Origin of the sequence: Streptomyces lydicus (assembly GCF_001729485.1) — a bacterium.
In the GTDB taxonomy this organism is placed as follows: domain Bacteria; phylum Actinomycetota; class Actinomycetes; order Streptomycetales; family Streptomycetaceae; genus Streptomyces; species Streptomyces lydicus_D.
The window spans coordinates 2,343,431-2,365,595 of the sequence record NZ_CP017157.1; the positions used below are offsets into that span (position 1 = coordinate 2,343,431).

The window sequence follows — 22,165 nt, forward strand, 5'->3', positions numbered from 1 at the left end:
GGGGCGGTTCGACGCACGAGGGCGGCCGGTGCGCGCGCAAGCGCACCGGCCGCCCTCACTGCTGCCCCGTCAGCGGCCCCGCAGCTCGGCCAGCTTCCGCCCGGCCTTGAGGTACGCGACGCCGGCGGTGTCCGCGAGCTTGTCGGCGAGCACCTCACCCAGCGGACGGATCGCGTCGGCCTCCGCGAGCACCACCGTCTGCTGGCCCTCGTCGCCCTCCACGACCAGCCGCAGCGCGTTCTGCTTGGCCAGCCGGCGGGCCGCCGAGGCGCTCGGGGTGAACTCCAGCACCCGGGTCAGCACCGTCGCCACCGTCTCCGCGCCGTGCTCGCCGAGCTCGACGGCCGGCAGCGACTCCACGTCGGAGAACGACTTCTTGGAGAACTGCGCGACGAAACCGGCCCGCGCCGCCCCCGCCGCCTCCAGGCCGTACAGCGCGGCCACGACCTCGCCGGCGAGGATCTTCTTGAGGTCCATCGGGTGCAGCGAGCGGTCCGCGATCCGGCCCAGGACGAGCGCGATCTCCTCGTCCGTCCACTCCGTCCACGCCTTGAGGTACGGCTCCATCAGCCGGTCCGGCACCGACATGATCTTGCCGAAGACGTCGTCGGCGGGCGCGCTCAGGCCGACGTAATTGCCCTTGGACTTGGACATCTTGGCGCCGGTGCCGTCCGTGCCCTCGATCAGCGGCATGGTCACCACCAGCTGCGGCCGCTGCCCGCGCAGCTCCATCAGCTTGCGGCCCATCTGGAGGTTGAGCAGCTGGTCGGAGCCGCCCAGCTCCACGTCGCACTCCAGCGCCACCGAGTCCAGGCCCTGCGCGACGGGGTACAGCAGCTCCGTCATCGTCAGGCCCGAGCCGGCCGCCAGCCGGTTGCGGAAGTCCTCGCGCTGCAGCAGCTGCGAGGCCGGCACCTGGGCGAGCAGCGAGAGCAGCTCGGGGAAGGTGTACGGCGCCAGCCACTCGCTGTTCTGCCGGAAGCTGACCTTCTCGAAGTCGAAGAACGGGCGGACCTGTTCCCGGTACGTGGCGAGGTTGTGCGCGATGTCCTCGTCGGTCAGCGGCGGGCGCTCGGCGGTACGGCCCGACGGGTCGCCGATCTTGGCGGTGAAGTCGCCGATGATCAGCGTGACGTCGTGGCCCAGCCGCTGGAACCGGCTCAGCACGATCAGCGGCACCGCGTGCCCCAGGTGCACATCGGTCGCCGTCGGGTCGATGCCCAGCTTGATGTGCAGGCCCTTGCCCGCCGACCGGCGCTCCTCGATCCGCTCGGCCAGCTTCTCCACGCCCGGCAGCACCTCGACCGTACGGGCCGCGATCAGCTCGGCCTGCTCCTTGGCGGGCAGGTCCGTCAGGTCGAGACAGCGCCGCGCACCGGTCTCCTTGAGCAGCTCCTCGACGGTGGTGTCGGAGGAGAGGTCTGCGGAGAGCAGCGTGCTGGCGCGGGCGACGGATTCGCCGAGGCGTGTCATGGCGTTCCTGATCGATCGGTTTTTCCCGTGAGGGAGGACAGGGTGCCCCAGAAGGGACGGAGAAGAAGTCTATGGCCAACGGGCCGGGGCCCACGCGCGGGTTTGCGCGGGTGGGCCCCGGCGCGGCGGCCGCGGGCCCGGCCCGCCCCGCTCACACGCCCCGGCTGACCGAGCTCATGTTGAAGTCCGGGATCCGTAGCGGCGGCATCGCGGCCCGGGTGAAGTAGTCGCTCCACTCGCGCGGCAGGGTCCGCTCCGTACGGCCCGCCTCGGCCGCCCGGGACAGCAGGTCCACCGGCGACTCGTTGAACCGGAAGTTGTTGACCTCGCCGGTCACCTCGCCGTTCTCGACCAGATAGACGCCGTCCCGGGTCAGCCCGGTCAGCAGCAGCGTCGCCGGGTCGACCTCGCGGATGTACCACAGGCAGGTCAGCAGCAGCGCGGGGCCGTCGTGCCCGGCGTCCGCCACCATCTCCTCCAGCGAGCGGGAACCGCCGCCCTCCAGAAGGAGGTTGTCGATTCCGGGCGCCACCGGCAGGCCGGTCAGCCCGGCGGTGTGCCGGGTGGTCAGCAGCCGGTTGAGCACGCCCTCGCGCACCCAGTCGGTGGCCGTCAGCGGCAGCCCGTTGTCGAAGACCGACGCGTCGTCCCCGGAGGAGTGCGCGAGCACGAACGGCGCGCACTCCAGACCGGGCGCCCGCGGGTCGCTGCGCAGCGTCAGCGGCAGTGCGCTCAGCCGCTCGCCCAGCCGGGTGCCGGCGCCGGGGCGGCCGGCGTCACCGCCGTCACCGTCGGCCGGCCTGGAGAAGACCGTACGGCCCTCGGCGGCGTCCCGGGCGCCGGATGACCACAGCTGGTAGATCAGCAGGTCGGCGACGGCGGTGGGCGGCAGCAGCGTCTCGTAGCGCCCCGCCGGCAGCTCGACCCGCCGCTCGGCCCAGCCCAGCCGCCGGCCCAGCTCGGCGTCCAGCTCCCGCGGGTCGACGTCGGTGAAGTCGCGGGTGGCGCGGCCGGTCCAGGCCGAGCGGGGGACGGTGCCGTCGGTGCCCGGGGCCTTGGCGTTCAGCTCCAGGGTCCCGGTGGGCTGGTCGTGCCGCAGCCGCAGCCCGGTCGAGGTGCCCAGGTACGACGAGACGACGCCGTGGTGGGCGAAGCCGTACAGCTCGCGGCCGCCGGAGCGGGCGGCGCGGAAGGACTCGCCGAGGGCCGGGGCGAAGGCGGCGAAGACGTCGGAGGAGGTCTCCGCGGGCGCGTCGGTGAAGTCGGCGGACGCCTTCCCGCCGCCGACCAGCGGCTGGGCGTCCTCGGCGGGTCCCGCGCCCCGCGCGGCCGCCTCGGCGGCCCGTACCAGCGGCTCCAGGTCGTCCTTGGTCACCGCCGAGCGCGAGACCACGCCGGAGGCGGTGCCCTCCGCGCCGTTCACGGTCGCCACCACCGTCAGGGTCCGGCCGCGGGTGACGCCGTTGGTGGTGAGGGCGTTGCCCGCCCAGCGCAGGTTGGCGGTGGAGTGCTCGTCGGCGATGACCGCGCAGCCGTCGGCGCGGGACAGCTCCAGGGCCCGCTCGACGATCTCGTGCGGTGCGGTGCTGCGGGAACTGCGCGGGCTCATCGACCGGCCTCCTGAGTCGTGTTCAAGATGTTCACGCCCTCGAACAGGGCCGAGGGGCAGCCGTGCGAGACGGCCGCGACCTGCCCCGGCTGGGCCTTGCCGCAGTTGAAGGCGCCGCCCAGCACATAGGTGTCGGGGCCGCCGACCGCGCTCATCGAGCCCCAGAAGTCGGTGGTGCTCGCCTGGTAGGCGACATCGCGCAGCTGCCCGGCCAGCCGCCCGTTCTCGATCCGGAAGAACCGCTGGCCGGTGAACTGGAAGTTCACCGGGGGAGCGGAGGGCATACCCCTGTAAAGGTCATCTGCGCAGGTCAGGCGGCTATTCATGGGCTACCCTCAATCCCTGTTCATACCGGTTCAAACCGGACTGTGCGGGGTCTGGTGATGACTTGGCGTCGACTTGGAGGGAGCTTATCGACCAACCTTCGGGCTGTTCCCATAGACAGAGAAGGACCCGCCAATGTGGTGTTGGCGGGTCGTGGCGTCGTCCCCTCGGCCGCGTCACTTAAAGGGTGGAGGCTGGCGCGTGCGGTGTAGAGGCGGCGGCGTGGCCGGCGGGGCCGGAGCCGACGACGATGCCCTCGCGCACGTCGCTGCTGTGGTCGGGGTCCGGGCACTGCCTGCAAGGTCAAAAATCCACCGGCCAGTGCCTCGTAGGCACTTGTTAAACAGCAAATCTAACCCAAATGGTCTTCTGGTATACGACTCGGGTGGCGTGGTCGATGAACGCGCCCATACGATCTCAGCTATCGGCTCGTGGTTTGGGAGGTAGTAATGCTGGGCGACCTTAGATTTTCCGAAGAACAACAAGAGACGGTTTTCATCGAAGGGTCGATCCTCAGTGTCAGCGCGTCTGACTTTATGCTCGATGCGCCAGCGCGGCGATCTTCTGCAGGCGGCAGTCATCGTAGAGCGCTAGTCCATGACACAGCAGATGGCCTAACGATTAACTTTAACGGGGACTACCCCGGCGGTGTGAGCATCGTCAATGCAAAAATCAACCTGAGCCATGAGAGCGAACCAAACCTTCCCAAGCACGCCTCTGTAGGAGACATCCGACTTATCAAGCACAGAGGTGGTCACGAGGGAGGGATTATTACATTTGATTCCATCGCGCTTTGGCTTTGCACGGGCTTCACCAGACCCCTGACTGCTGGGGAAGAGTCGGTCGCCACGTGGCAACCGATCCGCTTGGGAGACGAAGTCAAGGGAACGGCTTAGAGGGCTCCCGGCGGACCGGCTCGCGAATGCCGCAAAGTGACAGATTAGAGACGTTGAATTCGATCCCGCATAGCGTAATTTTCCGCAAAGGAGAGCAGCGTTGACCCGCCACCCACCGGCAATCAAGTCTGTCGTGCCGACCGATGGCGGCGACCTGGACGTAGAATGGTCAGTTGATGATTTCTTCCCCGACTCTGAATCGCCGGAAAAGGTGCGCATCGACCTGAACGGAAAATTTTTCCGTGAGCTCGAGGGGAGCAGCACGGAAGTGCAAGTGCCGAAATCGGCGATCTTGGCGCTCGGGGCACCCGAAGTTTCCGTGAGTGTATCGTTCTTTTGGGATGGAAGTCCTTCACAAGAGCTGCAGACCACAGCGCCTGCCATCACGGTTAACGGTGGAGCTCCTGCGACAGGGGGAGGACTCCCTCCGCCGCCCAGGGTTCGCATCGACAAGGTGCAGGGGCGGACTCTTCACTCCGAGCCAAGTATCACTCTGTCCTGGGCCTCGTTTAACTACAACGACGCCAACATTTTTTGGGGCACCGTATCGCAGTCACCCCAATTCAAGGTCCACATCCCGCCCCACGGGGACGTTTACCATGGGACGTTCACGACCGACCGACCCCTCCTTGCGGGTGAATTGTACGTCTTCGATTTCCAAGTTCGGAACACAATGCTCAGCCCAACGTGGTTTTCCACAAAAGTTGCCGTAAGAGTCCCCGCTAACATCTCGTCTGTACGCAAGTTTATGAAAAGCAGTGGCCTTCCCGCGTCAACAAATTTGCGTTCATTCGCAGGGTCGGGACAAAGCGTGCGTCAGCTACTGTTCGGGAATGAGTGAGGTTTTCGCATCGCTGCGCGGCATGTTCCATGCCGTGCAGCAGCTGAGCGCGTGGAATGGGGCGTGACCTCCGCTGGTGTCGAGCGGCTGGCCCTACCGCGCGCCGTGTGATGCAGGTGGTCGTCTCAGCTTCTGTGATGCGCCGGGACAACAGGACGGATTTGCGGAGGAGTTGGAAACCTGCTTGGCCGGGCGTCTAGCGTTTGAGCACTTTCATCCGTTTGAAGTGCCCTTCGACGGTGCTCTCGGTGAGCCGTGAGGCCAGCCAGGCGGCCAGGCTGGACGCCTACCGGTCGGGCAGAAGATCGGGCGGGCGAGTTTCGACATCCACGAGGTCGGTGCCGGCCCAAAGGGAGATCTAGCGGTTACTCCTTGGGGCGTGTCTCGCTATGGGGGATCAGCCCGGGAACGCTCTGCGAAGTTCTGCGCAAACTTCTTCGCTGGTGGGTCTGTCTGCTGGGTTGCGGCGCATCATCTGTTCAATGAGCTTGCCCAGTGAACCCGGTACGGTGATCCGCCTATGTGGCTGGACCACGATGGCTTGCCGCTGATCCTCTCGGCTGGCGTCGTCCGGATAGGACACGTGACGCCAGCCGGTTGCCGAGATGAAGAACGACGCGCCCAGGGCGTATACGTCAGCCTCGACAGTCGGCACCGCGGTGCCGGTCTCCAAGACGCTCTGAGAGATCTCGGGCGCTTCGTAGTGGACCAGGCAACCTCGATAGCTGAAGTCGAATGATTTGGGCACCGCACCGCCCTGAGCCAGCGCCAGGTCGATGAGGGTGGTGCGAGTGGGCCCGATGACGAAGTGGTTGGGCTGGACGTCACCGTGCACCCAGCCGGCGTCGTGAAGGTCGGCGAGTGCCAGGGCGCAGGACAATGCCTCTGCAAGGTTGGGGGCGGCCTGGCCGCCGGCTTGGCGGTGGGGCTCCCACAGGGTGAAGAGGGACTGGCCTTCGTGCCACGGTTGAGCGCTCCACGTTCCCTCCTCCCACTCGCCGCAGTGAATACCGTCGGGGCCGATGAGCTGGCGAAGGACGGCGGCCTCCCGTGCGGGTGCCAAGGCTGTCCATGCGTGTGTCTGGCTGCGATAACCCAGCTTGACGGCGAAGCGGCCGGCCGCGGTCTGTACGTCCCAGACGGTGGAGCCCCGCCTGTTGACGACCAGTCGTTTACTCAAGGGACGCACGATGCTTTGGACGTGGTTGGGCAATTCGAAAGGTCCTGAGCTGGGCATCATCCAGTCCTCTCAGCAGCGGGGGCCGACCCTCGGTGGAGGGTCGGCCCCTTGGGCAGGGGGAGACTACCGGCGGTCAGCTGTGGTAGTCGCGGCCGTCGTCAGAGTCGCCGGTAGGCGGGTTGCCGCCCTTGCCGTCGTCCTCGTCCCCACCACCACACACGGTGGCTCGGCGCTTCAGAGCTTCCTTGAGGGTCAAGACCATTGCCTCCTCGCGTCACGGGTACAGGGCTTGTCCCGGTACCGTCGTGCAACCGCTCCGGGCGCGGGAGCCCAATTGGGCAAGTCCCGGCGGGAACGGGTCTTTGGCGGTCGCCCGGGTGCCTTGGTTCCGGGCGACCGCTTCGCGCTCCCCCCTGCATCTCCCTGCACTTGAAGGGGGAGACGGAGGCCAGGGGAATTTGTGGGCCTGCCGTGAGGAGCGCGCCCGGCCACAGGTAGCCGGGGGGTCTTCTTGAGAGTTATCCGTCTTTCAGGCAGGCGGGGCAATTTACGGCCCGCAACCATTGGACGGTCTCGTCCTTGGGATTTCCGGCGCCACACTTTGGGCGGAGGGACTCACCCGCCCACCTCAATTTGTGTACGGTCATCACGTCGTCTCCGACCGTGCCTGCCACAGTGTCCGCTTGTTCGCGGCTCTGGGTCCCGTTCATGCCAGCCCCCGCCGGCGTACTCGCTGAAGCTTTGCCAGGGCCTGGAGCTGCCGTGCCTCGTGCTCTGTGCCGGGTCGGAGACGGCTGTAAGGCACGCTCCAGATAAGACCCGTGGGCCGCTCCAGGGTGACCGTCAGCTGAGAGACGCCGCGGACCATGCCGACCATGGCCCCGTCCTGGTCGTAGACGACCGAGCCTGCCCTGATGTCATCCGGCGACACGAAGAACCTGGCGGACTGTGTCCTGGTTGTCGTCATGCCCGGTCCGCCCTTCGGTGTGGGTGGTGCGCGATTTCGTCGTTACAGGTCCGGACCCTGGAGAGGTTTCCCGCGGTACGGGCTCCTTCGCGCTGGCGGCTCAGGGCGCAGCACACGTCACAGCCATGTACGGGTACGGGTTCCAGTGATGAGTCCGCCAGCACCGGGAGTTCCGCGTCCCGCTCATTGACCCTCATTGCGCACCCGCCTCAGCTCGTCCCTCACCCTGGCCAGCAGGGCTCGGTCAGGAGTGGCGAAGGGGAGACCCTGCTCCTGGGAGGCGGGTGGGCCGTGGGGTGGTTGCCACGTGTCCCAAGTGGGCCGTAGTCGCCGGTACTGCCACGACAGGACCCGTAGGTCCAAGGGGGTCAACTCCTCCCCCACAGCAGCAGGTTGGGCGTGGGCGCCCATGAGATCATCTCCTTTGCCTGACTGGTCCAGCTACGTTCCCCCCGGGGGTGTGCTGCGCAGTCACTCGTTGCTCACGCTGTGCGGCTGGCTGAGCGAAAGACTGGTACAGAAATGGGTAGGCTGAGGAGCGTTTCAGCGCCCATCCTGGGCATTGGTCAGGCGGGCATATGCGCCGTCCGTTGACCGGCGGAAACGTCACCACTGTGACGCGTGACCAGATTCATGGTCAGGGGGACTTATGAGTGGAGAAAAGAGCGCGCCGGGGGGCGCACAGGGCGCACCCGACCCGCGCCGGATGTTCGCCGAAGAGTGTCGGAGCGCACGGGAGTTGCACCCCAGCCGGCCGCTGACCCAGAGCCAGTTGGCCAAGATGGCTCGTACGTCAAAAAGCACGATCAGCCGTGTGGAGACGTGCTCGGGCCCGATCCCGGTGGACCTTCCGGCCCTGCTGGATGAGGTATTTGCGACGGACGGGAAGTTCAAGCGCCTCTACGAAGAGGCCGTGGCCCAGTCGTTCCCCACCTTGTACCGGCGTCGCATGTCGTTGGAGCGGTCTGCGGTCGTGATCCGTGAGTGGTCGCCAACCATCGTCCCGGGTCTCTTCCAGACGCCTGACTACGCACGGGCGGTGTTCACTGGCGGCGCACCGCGGGCTAGTGGTGACGAGGTGTCGGCATTCGTTACGAACCGAAGCGCCCGGCGAGCCATACTCAACCGGGACTCGGCTCCGGATGTTCGTGTGGTGCTGTGCGAGTCGGTCATCCGGCGCTGTTTGTGTCCTCCGGAGGTCATGCACCGGCAGCTTGGAGCCCTGCTCAAGGATGGGGAGCGGCCAACCGTCCGCATCCAGATCCTTCCGTTCGACGCTCCGGCGCATCTCCTCGCCGACTGGCCCGTAACTCTGCTGACCTCGCCAAGCTATGCGACTACCGTCTGTGTTGAGAACTACCGAACGGTCGGGATCGTCGATGATCCCGACAGCGTTCGGACAGCGCTTCGTGCCTACGATGAGCTCACAAGCGACGCCCTTTCGGCACGGGACAGCGCGCGCCTGATCGCTCAGCAGATGGAGACACTGTCATGAAGATCGATCCCACCCAGTGGATCAAGTCGAGTTACAGCAGCGCAGAGGGAGGGAACTGCCTGGAGTGGGCGCCTCGTGCGGCAGCTGGCGTCGTCCCCGTGCGGGACTCCAAGAACCCTGAAGGCCCCACGCTGTGCTTCTCGTCGGACGCTTGGGCGGCCTTTGTCGACGCAATCAACGACGGTCCTCGCCTCTGACCTGTCCGCTGGCACCCTGCTTCGAAGTTCGGCGCTTTCACCCCCGGCTACCCCGCCAAGTGCGGAGAGTAGCCGGGGTTTCTGTTGTGAAGACTGGTGAAGGTGTCGATGAGGATCGGGACGTGGCCCAGGCCGCGGTTCGCTGTGATCGCGTGTCGACCTGGTGCACACTTCCGGCCCCGAGGGCTACCTCAGGCGCGACCGGCCTCCTGAGTCGTGTTCAAGATGTTCACGCCCTCGAACAGGGCCGAGGGGCAGCCGTGCGAGACGGCCGCGACCTGCCCCGGCTGGGCCTTGCCGCAGTTGAAGGCGCCGCCCAGCACATAGGTGTCGGGGCCGCCGACCGCGCTCATCGAGCCCCAGAAGTCGGTGGTGCTCGCCTGGTAGGCGACATCGCGCAGCTGCCCGGCCAGCCGCCCGTTCTCGATCCGGAAGAACCGCTGGCCGGTGAACTGGAAGTTGTACCGCTGCATGTCGATCGACCACGAGCGGTCGCCGACGACGTAGATGCCCCGCTCCACGCCCGCGATCAGCTCCTCGGTGGACGGCCCGTCCGGGGCCGGCCGCAGGGAGACGTTCGCCATCCGCTGGACCGGCACATGGGCCGGCGAGTCGGCGTACGCGCAGCCGTTGGAGCGGTCGAAGCCGGTCAACCTCGCGGTCCTGCGGTCGAGTTGGTAGCCGACCAGGGTGCCGTCCTTGATCAGGTCCCAGGACTGCGCGGCCACCCCCTCGTCGTCGTAGCCGATCGTGGCGAGGCCGTGCTCGGCGGTCCGGTCGCCGGTCACGTTCATGAGCGCCGAGCCGTACGCCAGCTCGCCGAGCCGGTCGAAGGTGGCGAACGAGGTCCCCGCGTATGCCGCCTCGTAGCCCAGCGCCCGGTCCAGCTCGGTGGCGTGCCCGACCGACTCGTGGATCGTCAGCCACAGGTTGGAGGGATCCACCACCAGGTCGTACGCGCCGGGCTCGACGCCGGGGGCGTGCATCTTCTCGGCGAGGTACTCGGGCAGGCGGGCCAGTTCGCCGTCCCAGTCCCAGTGGTCCCCGGTCAGGTACTCCCAGCCGCGCCCGGCCGGCGGGGCGAGGGTGCGCATCGAGTCGAAGTCGCCGCCGGCCGGGTCCACCGCGACCGCGGTCAGCTGCGGATGCAGCCGGACGCGCTGCTGGGTGGTGGTGGTGCCCGCGGTGTCCGCGTAGAACTTGTTCTCCTGGACGGTCAGCAGCGAGGCGTCCGCGTGGGCCACGCCGTCGGCGCCCAGCAGCCGCGCGCTCCACTCGGCCAGCAGCGCGGTCTTGTCGGCGTCCGGTACGTCGAACGGGTTGATCTCGTACGCGGAGACCCAGGTCCGGTCGGGGTGGGCGGGCTCGTCGGCCAGCTCGATGCGTTCGTCGGCGCCGGCCGCCCGGATGACCTTCGCCGACAGTTTCGCCATCGCCACCGCCTGCGCGGCCACCCGCGCCGCGGCGTCCATGGTCAGGTCAACGCCGGACGCGAAGCCCCAGGCGCCGTCGTGCACCACCCGCACCGCGTAGCCGAGGTCGGTGGTGTCCGAGGTCCCGGCGGTCCGTGCGTCCCGCAGCCGCCAGGAGGCGCTGCGGTTCCGTTCCAGGCGGAAGTCCGCGTGCGTGGCGCCCAGCGCGCGGGCCCGGGCCAGCGCGGCGTCGGCCAGCGCGTGCAGCGGCAACGCCAGGAACGTTTCGTCAAGGGCATGGGGTGCAGCAGGCAAGGCGTCCTCCCGTGGTCGGCGCCTGCATCATGCCCTGCGGTGCCGCCGCGGCCCAGACCGCGCCCGGTGCGCGGCACGGCGCGTCGGCGGCGGTTCTGTGGAGACCCGACAGTGACCGGGGCGCGCCCCTGTCCGTGCTCGATTCCACTTCGGGGGCCCGTGACCGATAGTTTCGTATCGAACGCAGGACGGACAGAAAACGGAAAGGGTGATCTCTTGAGCCGCTCGGTTCTGGTCACCGGAGGTAACCGCGGCATCGGCCTCGCCATTGCCCGTGCCTTCGCCGAGGCAGGCGACAAGGTCGCCATCACCTACCGCTCGGGCGAGCCCCCCGCGGGATTTTTGGCCGTGAAGTGCGACATCACGGACAGCGAGCAGGTCGAGCAGGCGTACAAGGAGATCGAGGAGAAGCAGGGTCCGGTCGAGGTGCTGGTGGCCAACGCCGGCGTCACCCGTGACCAGCTGCTGATGCGGATGTCCGAGGAGGACTTCACCTCGGTCCTGGAGACCAACCTCACCGGCACGTTCCGGGTGGTCAAGCGGGCCAACCGGGCGATGCTGCGGGCGCGCAAGGGCCGCGTCGTGCTGATCTCGTCCGTGGTGGGCCTGATGGGCGCCGCGGGCCAGGCGAACTACGCCGCCTCCAAGGCCGGTCTGGTGGGCTTCGCCCGCTCCCTCGCCCGCGAGCTGGGCAGCCGCAACATCACCGTCAACGTCGTCGCGCCCGGCTTCGTCGACACCGACATGACCCGGGTGCTCAGCGACGAGCAGCGGGACAGCATCGTCAAGCAGGTGCCGCTCGCGCGGTATGCGCAGCCCGAGGAGATCGCCTCCTCGGTCCGCTTCCTGGCCTCCGACGAGGCCGCGTACATCACCGGAGCCGTCATTCCCGTCGACGGCGGATTGGGCATGGGTCACTGATCACCATGAGTGGAATCCTTGCAGGCAAGCGCATCCTCGTCACGGGTGTCCTGACCGAGTCCTCGATCGCCTTCCAGGCGGCCAAGGTCGCCCAGAACGAGGGCGCCGAGGTCATCCTCACCGGCTTCGGCCGGCTCTCCCTCGTCGAGCGGATCGCCAAGCGGCTCCCCAAGGAAGCCCCGGTCATCGAGCTGGACGTCACCAACCAGGAGCACCTGGACGGGCTCGCGGACAAGATCCGGGAGCACCAGGGCGAGGGCGCCCGCATCGACGGCATCGTGCACTCCATCGCCTTCGGCCCGCAGGGCGCCTTCAACTTCCTGGAGGCGAGCTGGGAGGACGTCGGCACCGCGGTGCAGGTCTCGGCGTACTCCTACAAGTCGCTGACGATGGCCTGCCTGCCGCTCATGGAGCACGGCGGCGCGGTCGTCGGGCTCACCTTCGACGCGCAGATCGCCTGGCCGAAGTACGACTGGATGGGCGTGGCCAAGGCGGCGCTGGAGAGCACCAACCGCTACCTGGCGCGCGACCTGGGCCCGAAGGGCATCCGCTGCAACCTGGTCTCGGCCGGCCCGATCAAGTCGATGGCCGCCAAGTCCATCCCCGGCTTCGAGGAGCTGGCGGACGTGTGGAACCACCGCGCCCCGATCGGCTGGGACCTGGCCGACCCGGAGCCGGCCGGCCGCGGCGTCGTCGGCATGCTGTCCGACTTCTTCCCCCGGACGACCGGTGAGATCGTGCACGTCGACGGTGGCGTGCACATGATGGGCGCCTGACGCTCCTGGCTCGTCCGTACTGCCCGTCCCGGTCCCCGGGGCGGGCAGTACGCGTTCCCCGGGGGCTCAGACGGGTTCGGCGAGGCCCGGCCGGCAGCCGAAGGGGTGGGCGCCCGCCTCGGCCGCCGCCCGGTCGCCGTCGCCCGCGCGGATCGCCTCCACCAGGCGGGAGTGGTCCATGTGCGCCTCGGGCCGCAGCTCCTCGCCGACGTCGGCCCGCAGGAAGTCGCGCAGCACGCCGCCGAGATCGGCGTAGATCTCGGCCAGCACCTCGTTGTGCGAGGCGGCCACGATCGCCATGTGCAAGGTCGCGTCCGCCTCCACGAAGGACTCGGCCGCCCCCGACCGCCAGGCCGCCTCGCGCCGCTCCAGCAGCGCGTCGAGCTGCCGCAGGTCCTGCTCCGTGCGGCGGCGCGCGGCGAGCCGGGCGGCGGACGCCTCCAGGGCGCTGCGCAGTTCCGCGACGTGTCCGGGCTCGGCCGCCGCGAACCGCCGGTTCATCACCCCGGCCAGCTCGCTGGTCGCCACCACGTACGTCCCCGAGCCCTGCCGGATGTCCAGCAGCCCGTTGTGGGCCAGGGCCCGGACCGCCTCGCGGACGGTGTTGCGGGCCACCCCGAGCTGCTCGACGAGCTCCGGCTCGGTGGGGATGCGGTGTCCCACCGGCCACTCACCGGAGGTGATCTGGGCGCGCAGCTGCGCGATCACCTGGTCGGCCAGCGCGGAACGGCGGGGCGAGGTCAGAGGCATGGCTGCGCTCCGGGGTGCAGGGGAGGACGGGCGGCTGCGGCACGGCGCCCGGCGGGTCCTTCCGGCCCCCGGCGCCGCCCGGGACAGCAGAGGCTACCGATATCGGCTGGACAGGTATTCATCCCATGATTCTATGATGACTCCTATGGCAGACGACGACCTCGCGACCCTCGGCCCCGCCGCCGGGCCCCGTACCGACCCCGCCGCACCGGACCCCGGCGCACCGCAGCGGCCGGCCACCGGTCCGCTCGGCGGCTGGCTGCCGCGGATCGTGATGGCCGGTCTCGTCCTGGCGGCGCTCAACCTCCGCCCCGCCATCACCAGCCTCGGCGCGCTCCTGGAGGAGGTCCGCGACGGCCTCGGCATGAGCGGCACCCTCGCCGGGCTGCTCACCTCCGTACCGCCGCTGTGCTTCGCCGTCTTCGGCTTCGCGGCGCCCCGGCTGGCCCGGCGCCGGGGGCCCGGCGCGGTGGTCTGCGCCGGGATGGCCGCGGTCGCGGTGGGCGTCGCGGTGCGCCCGTACGCGGGCGGCACCGGCGGCTTCCTCGCCGGCAGCGCGCTCGCCCTGGCCGGCATCGCGGTCAGCAATGTGCTGATGCCGGTCGTGATCAAGAGCTGGTTCCCCGACCGGGTGGGCCCGATGACCGGGCTCTACTCGATGGCGCTGGCCCTGGGCACCTCGCTGGCCGCCGCGCTCACCGTCCCCATGACCCGTGCGCTGGGCGGCAGTTGGCGGACCGGCCTGGCGGTGTGGGCGGCGCTCGCCGTGGTCGCCGTACTGCCCTGGCTCGCCGTGGCGGGCCGGCGCCGCGGCACCGCAGGTCCGGCCGCGGACGAGTCGGCGCGCCCCGCGGAGCCCCCGGTGCGGATCGCCTCCTCGCCCACCGCCTGGGCGCTGGCCGTCTTCTTCGGACTGCAGGCCACCGCCGCGTACATCACCATGGGCTGGATGCCGCAGATCTTCCGCGACGCCGGGGTCTCGGCCGGTACGGCGGGCGTGCTGCTCGCCGTCACCATGGCGATGGGCGTCCCGCTCTCCTTCGTGCTGCCCCGGCTCGCGTCCCGGATGCGGCACCAGGGTCCGCTCGCGGTGCTGCTCGGCCTGTGCGGCCTGGCCGGTTACGCCGGGCTGTGGCTGGCGCCGGCCGCCGGCGCCTGGGCCTGGGCGCTGCTGATGGGGATCTCGAACTGTGCCTTCCCGCTGGCCCTGACCATGATCGGGATGCGTTCGACCAGCTCCGCCGGCGTCGTCAAGCTCTCCGCCTTCGCGCAGAGCGTCGGCTATCTGATCTCCATCCCCGGGCCGCTGCTCGTGGGCACGCTCTACCAGCACAGCGGCGGCTGGGGGCTGCCGATCGCCCTGATGGCCGGGCTGATGGTGCCGCAGATCGCGGTGGGGGTGCTGGCCGGTCGGGACCGCCGCATCGAGGACGAGACCTGAGTGGGACACTGGCCCCATGCCAGTGCTCGAACCGAATCCCCAGAACAGCCAGAAGAAGCTGCTCCTCATGCTGGGCCTCATGCTCGGTGTGACCGTCGTCGTCGCGATCGTGGCCAGTATCGCGGCGCCGTGACCCGCGGCCCCGCCCCCCCGGGGTGGGGACGGCCCCCTGTCCCCTAGGGGACGGGCCTCAGGGGGAAGTGGGTGGCTTCCCGGGTAGGAACGGTCGCCGGTGATCCGTAGCTTCGGAGTACACCGCACCCGCGGTGGGCGCGGCCGGTGGCCGCGCGGCTCCGATCCGCCCCGGAGGCGATCCGTATGTCCGCCGCGTTCAGCCGGCCGCCCGCTGCCAGGACCCGCCGCCCGCGGACCCGCGGCCTGCGGACGCCCGGCCTGCGGGCCCGCCTGCCGTGGTGGGCGCTGGCGCTGCCGGTCGTCTCCTTCACCGCCCTGCTGGCCCTGGTGGCGAGCACGTCCCGGGCGAGCGCGGCGAGCGCCCCGCAGGGCCTCGCGTCGCTGCTGGAGCTGCTCGCCCGGCTCCTCGGTATCCGTGCGTGAGGAGCGCTGGCGTGCGCCGTCACCCTGCGGAGGGAGCGCTCCAACACCCCGCGCCGCACGCCGTCTTTCGTGCGAAGCTGGGACGCATGAGCGCCGATACACCCCGCCGGATTGTCCTCCTCCGACACGCCAAGGCCGAATGGTCGGAGACCAGCGACCATGAGCGCCCGCTCGCCGAGCGCGGCCGCAGAGACGCTCCCGTCGCCGGTCGCTGGCTGGCCGGCACCGGAATCGTCCCCGACCTGACCCTGTGCTCGACGTCCCTGCGCACCCGCGAGACCTGGAAGCTCGCCGTCCACGAGCTCCCGCAGCGACCCAGGACCGTCTACGAGGAGCGGATCTACGAAGCCTCCCTCGGCGAGCTCATCGCGCTGCTGAACGAGACCCCCGACGACGTCAGCGACCTGATGCTGATCGGTCACAACCCGGGCGTGCACGCCCTCGCGGACGCCCTGTCCGGCGAGGCCGAGGCCGACCTGCTGCCGCGGATGAACCGCAGCGGCTTCCCGACCTCCGCACTGGCCGTGGTCGCGTTCAACGGTTCGTGGAAGGCGGTCGAGCACGGCGTCGGCCGGCTGATCGCGTACTGGACGCCCCAGGGCTGAGCCACGCGGGCCGGCGCCGCCGCGCGGGGCCCCGGCCCGCCGGCCCGCACCACGCGCAGGGCCCCGGCACACCGCCGGGGCCCTGCTCCGTTCCACCGCTCGTACGCGCCCCGTGCGGGGCCGCGCTCACCCGGCGTGGGTGTCCGCCGCCTCGACCTCTTCCCGGGTGATGCCCAGCAGGTACAGCACGGTGTCCAGGAACGGCACGTTCACCGCGGTGTGCGCCGCCTCCCGCACCACCGGCTTGGCGTTGAAGGCCACCCCGAGGCCGGCCGTGTTGAGCATGTCCAGGTCGTTGGCGCCGTCACCGATGGCGACGGTCTGGTCCAGCGGCACCCCGGCCTGCCCCGCGAACTCCCGCAGCAGCCGCGCCTTGCCGGCCCGGTCCACGATGTCCCCGGTGACCCGGCCGGTGAGCTTGCCGTCGACGATCTCCAGGGTGTTGGCGGAGGCGAAGTCCAGCCCCAGCTCCTCCTTGAGCGCATCGGTGACCTGGGTGAAACCGCCCGATACGACGCCGACTTGGTAGCCGAGCCGCTTGAGGGTGCGCACCAGCGTGCGGGCACCGGGCGTCAGCCGTACCTCCTTGCGCACGGCCTCCACCACCGACTCGTCGAGACCGCCGAGCAGCTCGACCCGGGCGTGCAGCGACTGCTCGAAGTCCAGCTCACCGCGCATCGCGGCGGCGGTCACCTCGGCGACCTCCGCCTCACAGCCGGCGTGCGCCGCGAACAGCTCGATGACCTCGTCCTGGATCAGGGTCGAGTCGACGTCCATCACGACCAGCCGCTGCGCCCGGCGCTGCAGCCCGGCCGCGACCACCGCGACGTCCACCCCCAGGCGTGCCGCCTCCGGGGCCAGGACGGTGCGCAGCGCCTCGGTCGCGGCGCCGGACACCGCGAACTCGACGGCGGTCACCGGATACTTGGCGAGCCGGAAAATACGGTCGATGTTGCCGCCGGAGGCCGTTATGGCGGCGGCGATGGCGGCGGCCGACTCCGCGGTGAGCGGGTGCCCGAGCACGGTGACGTGCGAACGCCCGGTGCCGCGCGGACGGTTGTCGCCGCGGCCGGAGATGATCTCCGCCTGGAGGTTCAGCGACTCGGCCCAGCTGTGCACGGTCGCCCGCAGGTCACCCTCGGAGGAGCCGGTGGTGCCCTGGCCGGGGGAGGGGGTGGTGACCAGCGCGCACAGGGTGATGCGTCCCCGGGTCACGACCTGTTCGATGTCCACGACATCGACGGAGTAGGCGGCGAGGGTGTCGAAGAGACCTGCGGTGATGCCGGGCCGGTCCTTCCCGAAGATCTTCACGAGAAGGGTCGGTACGTCATCGCCCGGTACGGCGGTGGCAGGCGGGATCTGCGATGCGCTCATGGTGCCCTTACGGTAACCGCCGGGCCACCGGGTCCGTACGGGTGTCCGGGGTTCGGACCGGGCGGGACGCGGTGCCGCGTGCCCGCACCCCGTGACCCCGAGGCCCCGGCCGTCCCGCCGATCGTTATGGAGTCGTGTCCGGGGCCGTCCCGCTCCGCACGCCGCGGCGCGGCGCCCGGGAGCGCCAACGCCCGTGCCGCGGGGCGGCGTTCCGGACACCCGGCAACGGTGACGGAGCGCAACGGCCACGGCCGCGCCGGACCGTGGTGCCGCTCGGTGATGTGTCCGCTATCTCCCATGATGCGGCCTCCGGGGTGGGCCCGCACGGCGTCCCAGTCGGCCGCCGGGGGCCCCGTGCGCACAGCGGCCCGTCCGGAACACCCGTAATCCGGTGATCCCTGCCCTTCCATGGGTTCTTCCCGCGCTCCGGGAGTTTTGACGGGCCCGCCGAAGCCGCTCGTAGCCCGCTCCCGTCCCGGTTACCCGTCCGCGGACCGAGCCTGAAATAGTTCCTCACGATGTTCGCCATCCCTAGACTTCCCACACAGGGCGTCACTCGGGGGACTATGTAATGGGGCATGGAGTGCCTGAACTCGTACTGGAATTGAACGGAAGGACCTGGACGCTCGATCCGTCCCGGTCCTACAACGTGGGCCGTGATCCGCAGGGGGACATGGTGCTCGACGACGCCAGGGTCTCCTGGCGGCACGCCACCGTGCGCTGGGCCGGCCGCGGCTGGATGATCGAGGACCAGGGCAGCACCAACGGCACGTACATCCAGGGCCAGCGGATCCACCAGATGGAGATCGGCCCCGGCTCGGCCGTGCATCTGGGCAACGCCACCGACGGCCCCCGGATGACCCTCACCGCCGCCGCGCCGGCCGCCGACGCCTTCAGTGCCCGGCCCGCGACGGCCCCGCCGCAGCAGGCGGCCGCGCAGGGCTGGCAGGCACCGCCCGCGCAGCAGCCGCCGGCCCACCAGCAGCCCACGCACCAGCCGCCGCCCGCCCAGCAGGGCTGGCAGGCGCCGCCGCAGGGCCGGCAGGCACCGTACGTCCCGCCCCAGCAGGCGGCTCCGCAGCCCCAGGAGCGTCCCGCGCAGCGGCCGGCCGGAGCACCGGCAGGAGCACCGGCCGGCGACCGCAGCCCGACCACCTTCCACCGCCTCGACACCGGCCGGGTGATGCGGATCGGCCGTGCGCTGGAGAACGAGCTGGTCGTCTCCGACCTCCAGGTCTCCCGCCACCACGCCGAGTTCCACGCCACCCCCGACGGCCGGTTCGAGATCCGCGACCTCGGCAGCCACAACGGCACCTACGTCAACGGTCAGCCGGTCGCCAAGTCCGGTACGGCCGTGATCGGCCCGAACGACATCATCGGCGTCGGCCACTCCACCTTCCGGCTGGTCGGCGACCGGCTGGAGGAGTTCGTCGACACCGGCGAGGTCTCCTTCTCGGCCCGGCACCTCACGGTCACCGTCGACGGCGGCAAGCAGATCCTCAAGGACGTCTCCTTCGGCGTCCCGGAGAAGTCGCTGGTCGCGGTCATCGGCCCGTCCGGCTCCGGCAAGTCGACGCTGCTCAAGGCGCTGACCGGTTACCGCCCCGCCGACCAGGGCGACGTCCTCTACGACAACCGGAACCTCTACAAGCAGTTCGCCGAGCTGCGCCAGCGCATCGGTCTGGTCCCGCAGGACGACATCCTGCACAAGGAGCTGACCGTCCAGAAGGCCCTCAGGTACGCGGCCAAGCTCCGTTTCCCCGGTGACACCGCGGAGGCCGAGCGCGAGGCCCGGATCGACGAGGTGCTGCACGAGCTCAAGCTCCACGTCCACAAGGACAAGAAGGTCACCTCGCTCTCCGGCGGCCAGCGCAAGCGCGTCTCGGTGGCCCTGGAGCTGCTGACCAAGCCGTCGCTGATCTTCCTGGACGAGCCGACCTCCGGCCTCGACCCGGGCATGGACCGCGACGTCATGCAGCTGCTGCGCGGCCTCGCCGACGACGGCCGCACGGTCCTGGTCGTGACCCACTCGGTGGCCGAACTCGGCCTCTGCGACAAGCTCCTGGTGATGGCGCCGGGCGGCGGCGTGGCCTACTTCGGCCCGCCGGAGGAGGCGCTCAACTTCTTCCAGTACGACACCTGGGCGGATGTCTTCTCGGCCTTCGAGAACTACCGCGACTACGACTGGATGGGCCGCTGGCGCGGCTCCCCGCACTACCAGATGTACGCCGCGGACATCGACGCCGTCGCCCCGCAGTCGGTGAACGTCCAGGCGCCGCCGGCCCGCACCCAGAAGTCGCAGAGCTGGGGCTCGCAGCTGTGGACGCTGATGCGCCGTTACGTCTCGGTGCTCGCCTCCGACCGCGGCTTCCTCGGCCTGATGGTGATCCTGCCGGCCGTGCTCGGCGTGGTCTCGATGCTGATCCCCAGCGACTTCGGCCTCGGCTACGGCCCGCTGAACCGGCACCGCACCAACCGCGACGCCAGCACGATCATGCTGATCCTCGCGGTCGGCATGTGCTTCTCCGGCGCGGCGAACTCGGTCCGTGAGCTGATCAAGGAGCGGGTCATCTACGAGCGCGAACGGGCCACCGGCCTGTCGCGGTCGGCGTACCTGATGTCCAAGATCATCGTGCTCGGCGTGGTCACCGCCTTCCAGGGCGTGATCATCGCGGCGATCGGCTTCTCGACCCGCAACATGCCCGACGAGGGCCTGATCGTCCCCAAGGCCCCGGCCGTCGAGATGGCGCTGGCGATCATCGCGCTCGGCTTCACCTCGATGATGTTCGGCCTGATCATCTCCTCGCTGGTCAAGACCGCCGAGAAGACCATGCCGCTGCTGGTCATGTTCGCCATCGTCCAGGTGGTCTTCACCGGCGTGCTCTTCCAGCTCTTCGACACCGTCGGTGTGGCCCAGGTGGCCTGGCTGATGCCCTCGCGCTGGGCGGTCGCCGCGATGGGCGCGACGGCCGACATGAACACCCTGCTGCCGTGGGAGCTGGGCAACCCCGACCCGCTGTGGAAGCACCAGACCGGCGTCTACGTGATGGACATGATCATCCTGATCAGCCTGGGCGTCGCGCTCGCCTTCGTCGTCGCACGGCTGCTGCGCCGCCACGAGCCCGAGGTGATGCGCAAGTAGCGCGCACCCCACCGCAACGCCCGAGGGGCGGCACCCGATTGCGGGTGCCGCCCCTCGGCGGTGTGTGCGCGTGGCACGGAAGGTGTCAACCAGTGGCTCAGTAGGCCGAGTTGACGTTGTCCATCGAGCCGTACTTGGCGGCCGCGTAGTTGCAGGCGGCGGTGATGTTGGCGACCGGGTCGTAGATGTTCCAGGAGGTGCCCGCGACGTGGTACTGCTTGAACGTCGGGTCGATCACCTGGAGCAGGCCCTTGGACGGGATGCCGTTCTGGGCGTTGATGTCCCACAGGTTGATCGCCATCGGGTTGCCCGAGGACTCCCGGATGATGTTGCGGTACAGGCCGTTGTACGAGCCCGGGATGCCCTTCTTGGCCATCACGTCGAGCGACTGGCGGATCCAGCCGTCGAGGTTGTTCGGGTAGGTCTTGACGGCCGGCTTCGGCGCGGCGGCGGGCTTCGGCGCGGCGGCCGGGATCGCGGTGCGGACGGCGGACCGGCTCGCGGTCTGCTGCGCCTTGCGCTCCTGCTCGGCCTTGGCCTTCGCGGCGGCCTTCGCCTTGGCCGCCTTCGCGGCGGCGGCCTGCTTCGCGGCCGCCTCGGCCTTGCCCTGGGCGGTCGACTCGGCGGCCTGCTTGGCGATCGTGGCCTGCTGGGTCTTCGCGGCGGTGTCGACCGCGCTGAAGGCGACCGGCTTCACGTTCTCGATCGTCGTGGCCCGGGCCTGGCCCTGGCCGGCGTCGGCACCCGGTACGAGGGCGAAGACCAGAGCGGCGGCACCGGCGGTGGCGACACCGGCGGCGGACAGCTTGTGCGTCCGGGTCAGACGGTTGAGACCAGAAATGGCGTGCTGGGGCATGGCGGGACAGACCTTCCGATGGGGCGGTATCGCACGGGCCTCGAACGGCGGCGAACGCCGAGTCCTGACCACGGCGCCGAGCGATGGAGGCCATTCTTAGCGGCCGAAAATTGCCCCGGCAAAGGTGTGACGTACGATCCGAGTTAGTGGAACCGTGTATCGGAATATTGCTTTCCGAATACCTGCTTCCCAGGTCACACGCTATTGGGTAGACCACTAACCCGGGTCGTACGTGATGTAGGCCCTATGCGCGGCGTCACACCGCGAGGGGGATTGTCTCGCCGGACGTAATTGCGAATGCACAGGCTGTGTGCGTTAGACCTCGACCATGACCTGATCAAGGGACTTCCGCATCAGATCGGGCACGACGCACTCCGGCGCCGGATATCCCACCGGAATCACCGCGAACGCTTTCTCGTTCGCCGGACGCCCCAGCACCTCCTGCAGGAACCGCATCGGACTGGGCGTGTGCACCAGCGCCGCCAGCCCCGACAGGTGCAGCGCGGTCAGCAGCATGCCGACCGCGATCCCCACCGACTCGTCGACGTAGTAGTGCTTGTGCTTGCTGCCGTCCGCGTCCAGCCGGTGCCGCTGCCGGAAGACGACGATCAGCTGCGGGGCGTCGGTCAGATGCGGTTTGACCTCGTCCGTGCCCAGCGGCCGCAGCGCCGCCAGCCACTCCTCGCCCAGCCGCCCCCGGTAGGAGACCTGCTCCTCCGCCTCCGCCGCCGCCCGGATCCGGCGGCGCACCTCGGGGTCCCTGACCAGCACGAACGTCCAGGGCTGCTGATGCGCCCCGGACGGCGCGGTGGCCGCACAGGCGATCGCGTCCCGCACCACCTGTTCCGGCACCGGATCCGCGGCGAACTGCCGGACCGTACGCCGCCGGTTCATCCGCTCCCGCAGCTCGGCGGCCCGGGCCAGCGACTCGGCCGCGGGCATCCGCTCCGGGCGGTAGGGCACCGGCCGGTAGGGCTCGCCGTCGGCCGGCGCCCAGCTCCTCGTTGAATGCGACATGCACCGAGTCTGGGAC

Annotated in this window: 20 protein-coding genes and 1 pseudogene; 11 read left to right on the plus strand and 10 right to left on the minus strand. The window is 69.7% G+C overall.

What is annotated here, in order from left to right; all coding sequences use genetic code 11:
* Nucleotides 1-69 precede the first annotated feature (69 nt).
* The 3 genes and pseudogenes from tyrS to SL103_RS10090 all read right to left on the minus strand — a co-directional run.
* The gene (gene tyrS, locus SL103_RS10080; RefSeq protein WP_069568446.1) at nucleotides 70-1,473 is read right to left on the minus strand and encodes a tyrosine--tRNA ligase; all 1,404 of its coding nucleotides are present in this window, start codon (nucleotides 1,471-1,473) and stop codon (nucleotides 70-72) included.
* A gap of 151 nt (nucleotides 1,474-1,624) precedes the next feature.
* Entirely contained in the window at nucleotides 1,625-3,082 is a 1,458-nt protein-coding gene (locus SL103_RS10085) for a metallopeptidase TldD-related protein (RefSeq protein WP_069568447.1), read from the minus strand.
* A pseudogene (locus SL103_RS10090) lies at nucleotides 3,079-3,345 on the minus strand (metallopeptidase TldD-related protein); the annotation flags it as partial. The gene SL103_RS10085 and the pseudogene SL103_RS10090, both read right to left, overlap by 4 nt.
* 510 nt (nucleotides 3,346-3,855) lie before the next feature.
* Here SL103_RS10090 and SL103_RS37735 point away from each other — a divergent pair.
* Nucleotides 3,856-4,302: a hypothetical protein gene (locus SL103_RS37735; protein WP_164492780.1), complete on the plus strand. Its 447-nt coding sequence runs from the start codon at nucleotides 3,856-3,858 to the stop codon at nucleotides 4,300-4,302.
* Between the two features lie 100 nt (nucleotides 4,303-4,402).
* A complete protein-coding gene (locus SL103_RS37740; RefSeq protein WP_164492781.1) occupies nucleotides 4,403-5,143 on the plus strand; it encodes a hypothetical protein in 741 nt (246 codons plus the stop codon).
* Nucleotides 5,144-5,540: 397 nt separating this feature from the next.
* Here the strand turns inward: SL103_RS37740 and SL103_RS10095 are convergent, their stop codons facing one another.
* Nucleotides 5,541-6,332: a protein kinase domain-containing protein gene (locus SL103_RS10095; protein WP_347877891.1), complete on the minus strand. Its 792-nt coding sequence runs from the start codon at nucleotides 6,330-6,332 to the stop codon at nucleotides 5,541-5,543.
* Nucleotides 6,333-6,456: 124 nt separating this feature from the next.
* Nucleotides 6,457-6,585 (minus strand): hypothetical protein, encoded by a 129-nt coding sequence (locus SL103_RS39195; protein ID WP_279631146.1) that lies wholly within the window; start codon nucleotides 6,583-6,585, stop codon nucleotides 6,457-6,459.
* A 1,354-nt stretch (nucleotides 6,586-7,939) separates the two neighbouring features.
* Here SL103_RS39195 and SL103_RS10105 point away from each other — a divergent pair.
* Nucleotides 7,940-8,785, plus strand: coding sequence for a helix-turn-helix domain-containing protein (locus SL103_RS10105; protein WP_069568459.1), 846 nt, complete (start codon nucleotides 7,940-7,942; stop codon nucleotides 8,783-8,785).
* Nucleotides 8,782-8,982 (plus strand): DUF397 domain-containing protein, encoded by a 201-nt coding sequence (locus SL103_RS35850; protein ID WP_079145671.1) that lies wholly within the window; start codon nucleotides 8,782-8,784, stop codon nucleotides 8,980-8,982. Before SL103_RS10105 ends, SL103_RS35850 begins: the two co-directional genes overlap by 4 nt.
* 191 nt (nucleotides 8,983-9,173) lie before the next feature.
* Here the strand turns inward: SL103_RS35850 and SL103_RS10110 are convergent, their stop codons facing one another.
* Nucleotides 9,174-10,709 (minus strand): TldD/PmbA family protein, encoded by a 1,536-nt coding sequence (locus SL103_RS10110; protein ID WP_069568466.1) that lies wholly within the window; start codon nucleotides 10,707-10,709, stop codon nucleotides 9,174-9,176.
* Between the two features lie 216 nt (nucleotides 10,710-10,925).
* Here SL103_RS10110 and fabG point away from each other — a divergent pair, with 216 nt between their 5' ends.
* Both fabG and fabI read left to right on the plus strand, forming a co-directional pair.
* Nucleotides 10,926-11,630: a 3-oxoacyl-[acyl-carrier-protein] reductase gene (gene fabG / locus SL103_RS10115; protein ID WP_069568467.1), complete on the plus strand. Its 705-nt coding sequence runs from the start codon at nucleotides 10,926-10,928 to the stop codon at nucleotides 11,628-11,630.
* Between the two features lie 5 nt (nucleotides 11,631-11,635).
* Nucleotides 11,636-12,406 (plus strand): enoyl-ACP reductase FabI, encoded by a 771-nt coding sequence (gene fabI, locus SL103_RS10120; protein WP_069568468.1) that lies wholly within the window; start codon nucleotides 11,636-11,638, stop codon nucleotides 12,404-12,406.
* A gap of 66 nt (nucleotides 12,407-12,472) precedes the next feature.
* Here fabI and SL103_RS10125 read toward each other — a convergent pair whose 3' ends face one another.
* A complete protein-coding gene (locus SL103_RS10125; RefSeq protein ID WP_069568469.1) occupies nucleotides 12,473-13,156 on the minus strand; it encodes a FadR/GntR family transcriptional regulator in 684 nt (227 codons plus the stop codon).
* Between the two features lie 145 nt (nucleotides 13,157-13,301).
* On the opposite strand from SL103_RS10125, the gene SL103_RS10130 reads away from it, so the two are divergent.
* From SL103_RS10130 to SL103_RS10140, 4 genes are all read left to right on the plus strand, one after another.
* Nucleotides 13,302-14,597: a CynX/NimT family MFS transporter gene (locus SL103_RS10130; protein ID WP_069568471.1), complete on the plus strand. Its 1,296-nt coding sequence runs from the start codon at nucleotides 13,302-13,304 to the stop codon at nucleotides 14,595-14,597.
* A gap of 16 nt (nucleotides 14,598-14,613) precedes the next feature.
* Complete coding sequence (locus SL103_RS39200; RefSeq protein ID WP_266105127.1) at nucleotides 14,614-14,730, plus strand: SGM_5486 family transporter-associated protein; 117 nt, start codon at nucleotides 14,614-14,616, stop codon at nucleotides 14,728-14,730.
* A gap of 185 nt (nucleotides 14,731-14,915) precedes the next feature.
* Nucleotides 14,916-15,155 (plus strand): hypothetical protein, encoded by a 240-nt coding sequence (locus SL103_RS10135; protein ID WP_069568472.1) that lies wholly within the window; start codon nucleotides 14,916-14,918, stop codon nucleotides 15,153-15,155.
* Between the two features lie 86 nt (nucleotides 15,156-15,241).
* Nucleotides 15,242-15,760 carry a SixA phosphatase family protein gene (locus SL103_RS10140; protein ID WP_069568473.1) on the plus strand — a complete coding sequence of 173 codons (519 nt, stop codon included), beginning with the start codon at nucleotides 15,242-15,244 and terminating at the stop codon, nucleotides 15,758-15,760.
* 126 nt (nucleotides 15,761-15,886) lie between these two features.
* On the opposite strand, the gene serB is transcribed toward SL103_RS10140, so the two are convergent.
* On the minus strand, nucleotides 15,887-17,134 hold the full coding sequence (serB, locus tag SL103_RS10145) for a phosphoserine phosphatase SerB (RefSeq protein WP_069568474.1): 1,248 nt from the start codon (nucleotides 17,132-17,134) through the stop codon (nucleotides 15,887-15,889).
* Nucleotides 17,135-17,705: 571 nt separating this feature from the next.
* On the opposite strand from serB, the gene SL103_RS10150 reads away from it, so the two are divergent.
* Nucleotides 17,706-20,276 carry an ABC transporter ATP-binding protein/permease gene (locus SL103_RS10150; protein ID WP_069568475.1) on the plus strand — a complete coding sequence of 857 codons (2,571 nt, stop codon included), beginning with the start codon at nucleotides 17,706-17,708 and terminating at the stop codon, nucleotides 20,274-20,276.
* A gap of 97 nt (nucleotides 20,277-20,373) precedes the next feature.
* Here SL103_RS10150 and SL103_RS10155 read toward each other — a convergent pair whose 3' ends face one another.
* Nucleotides 20,374-21,132 (minus strand): transglycosylase SLT domain-containing protein, encoded by a 759-nt coding sequence (locus SL103_RS10155; protein WP_069568477.1) that lies wholly within the window; start codon nucleotides 21,130-21,132, stop codon nucleotides 20,374-20,376.
* Between the two features lie 315 nt (nucleotides 21,133-21,447).
* Nucleotides 21,448-22,149, minus strand: a complete 702-nt coding sequence (locus SL103_RS10160) for a nitroreductase family protein (protein WP_208869844.1) — start codon at nucleotides 22,147-22,149, stop codon at nucleotides 21,448-21,450.
* Nucleotides 22,150-22,165 lie beyond the last annotated feature (16 nt).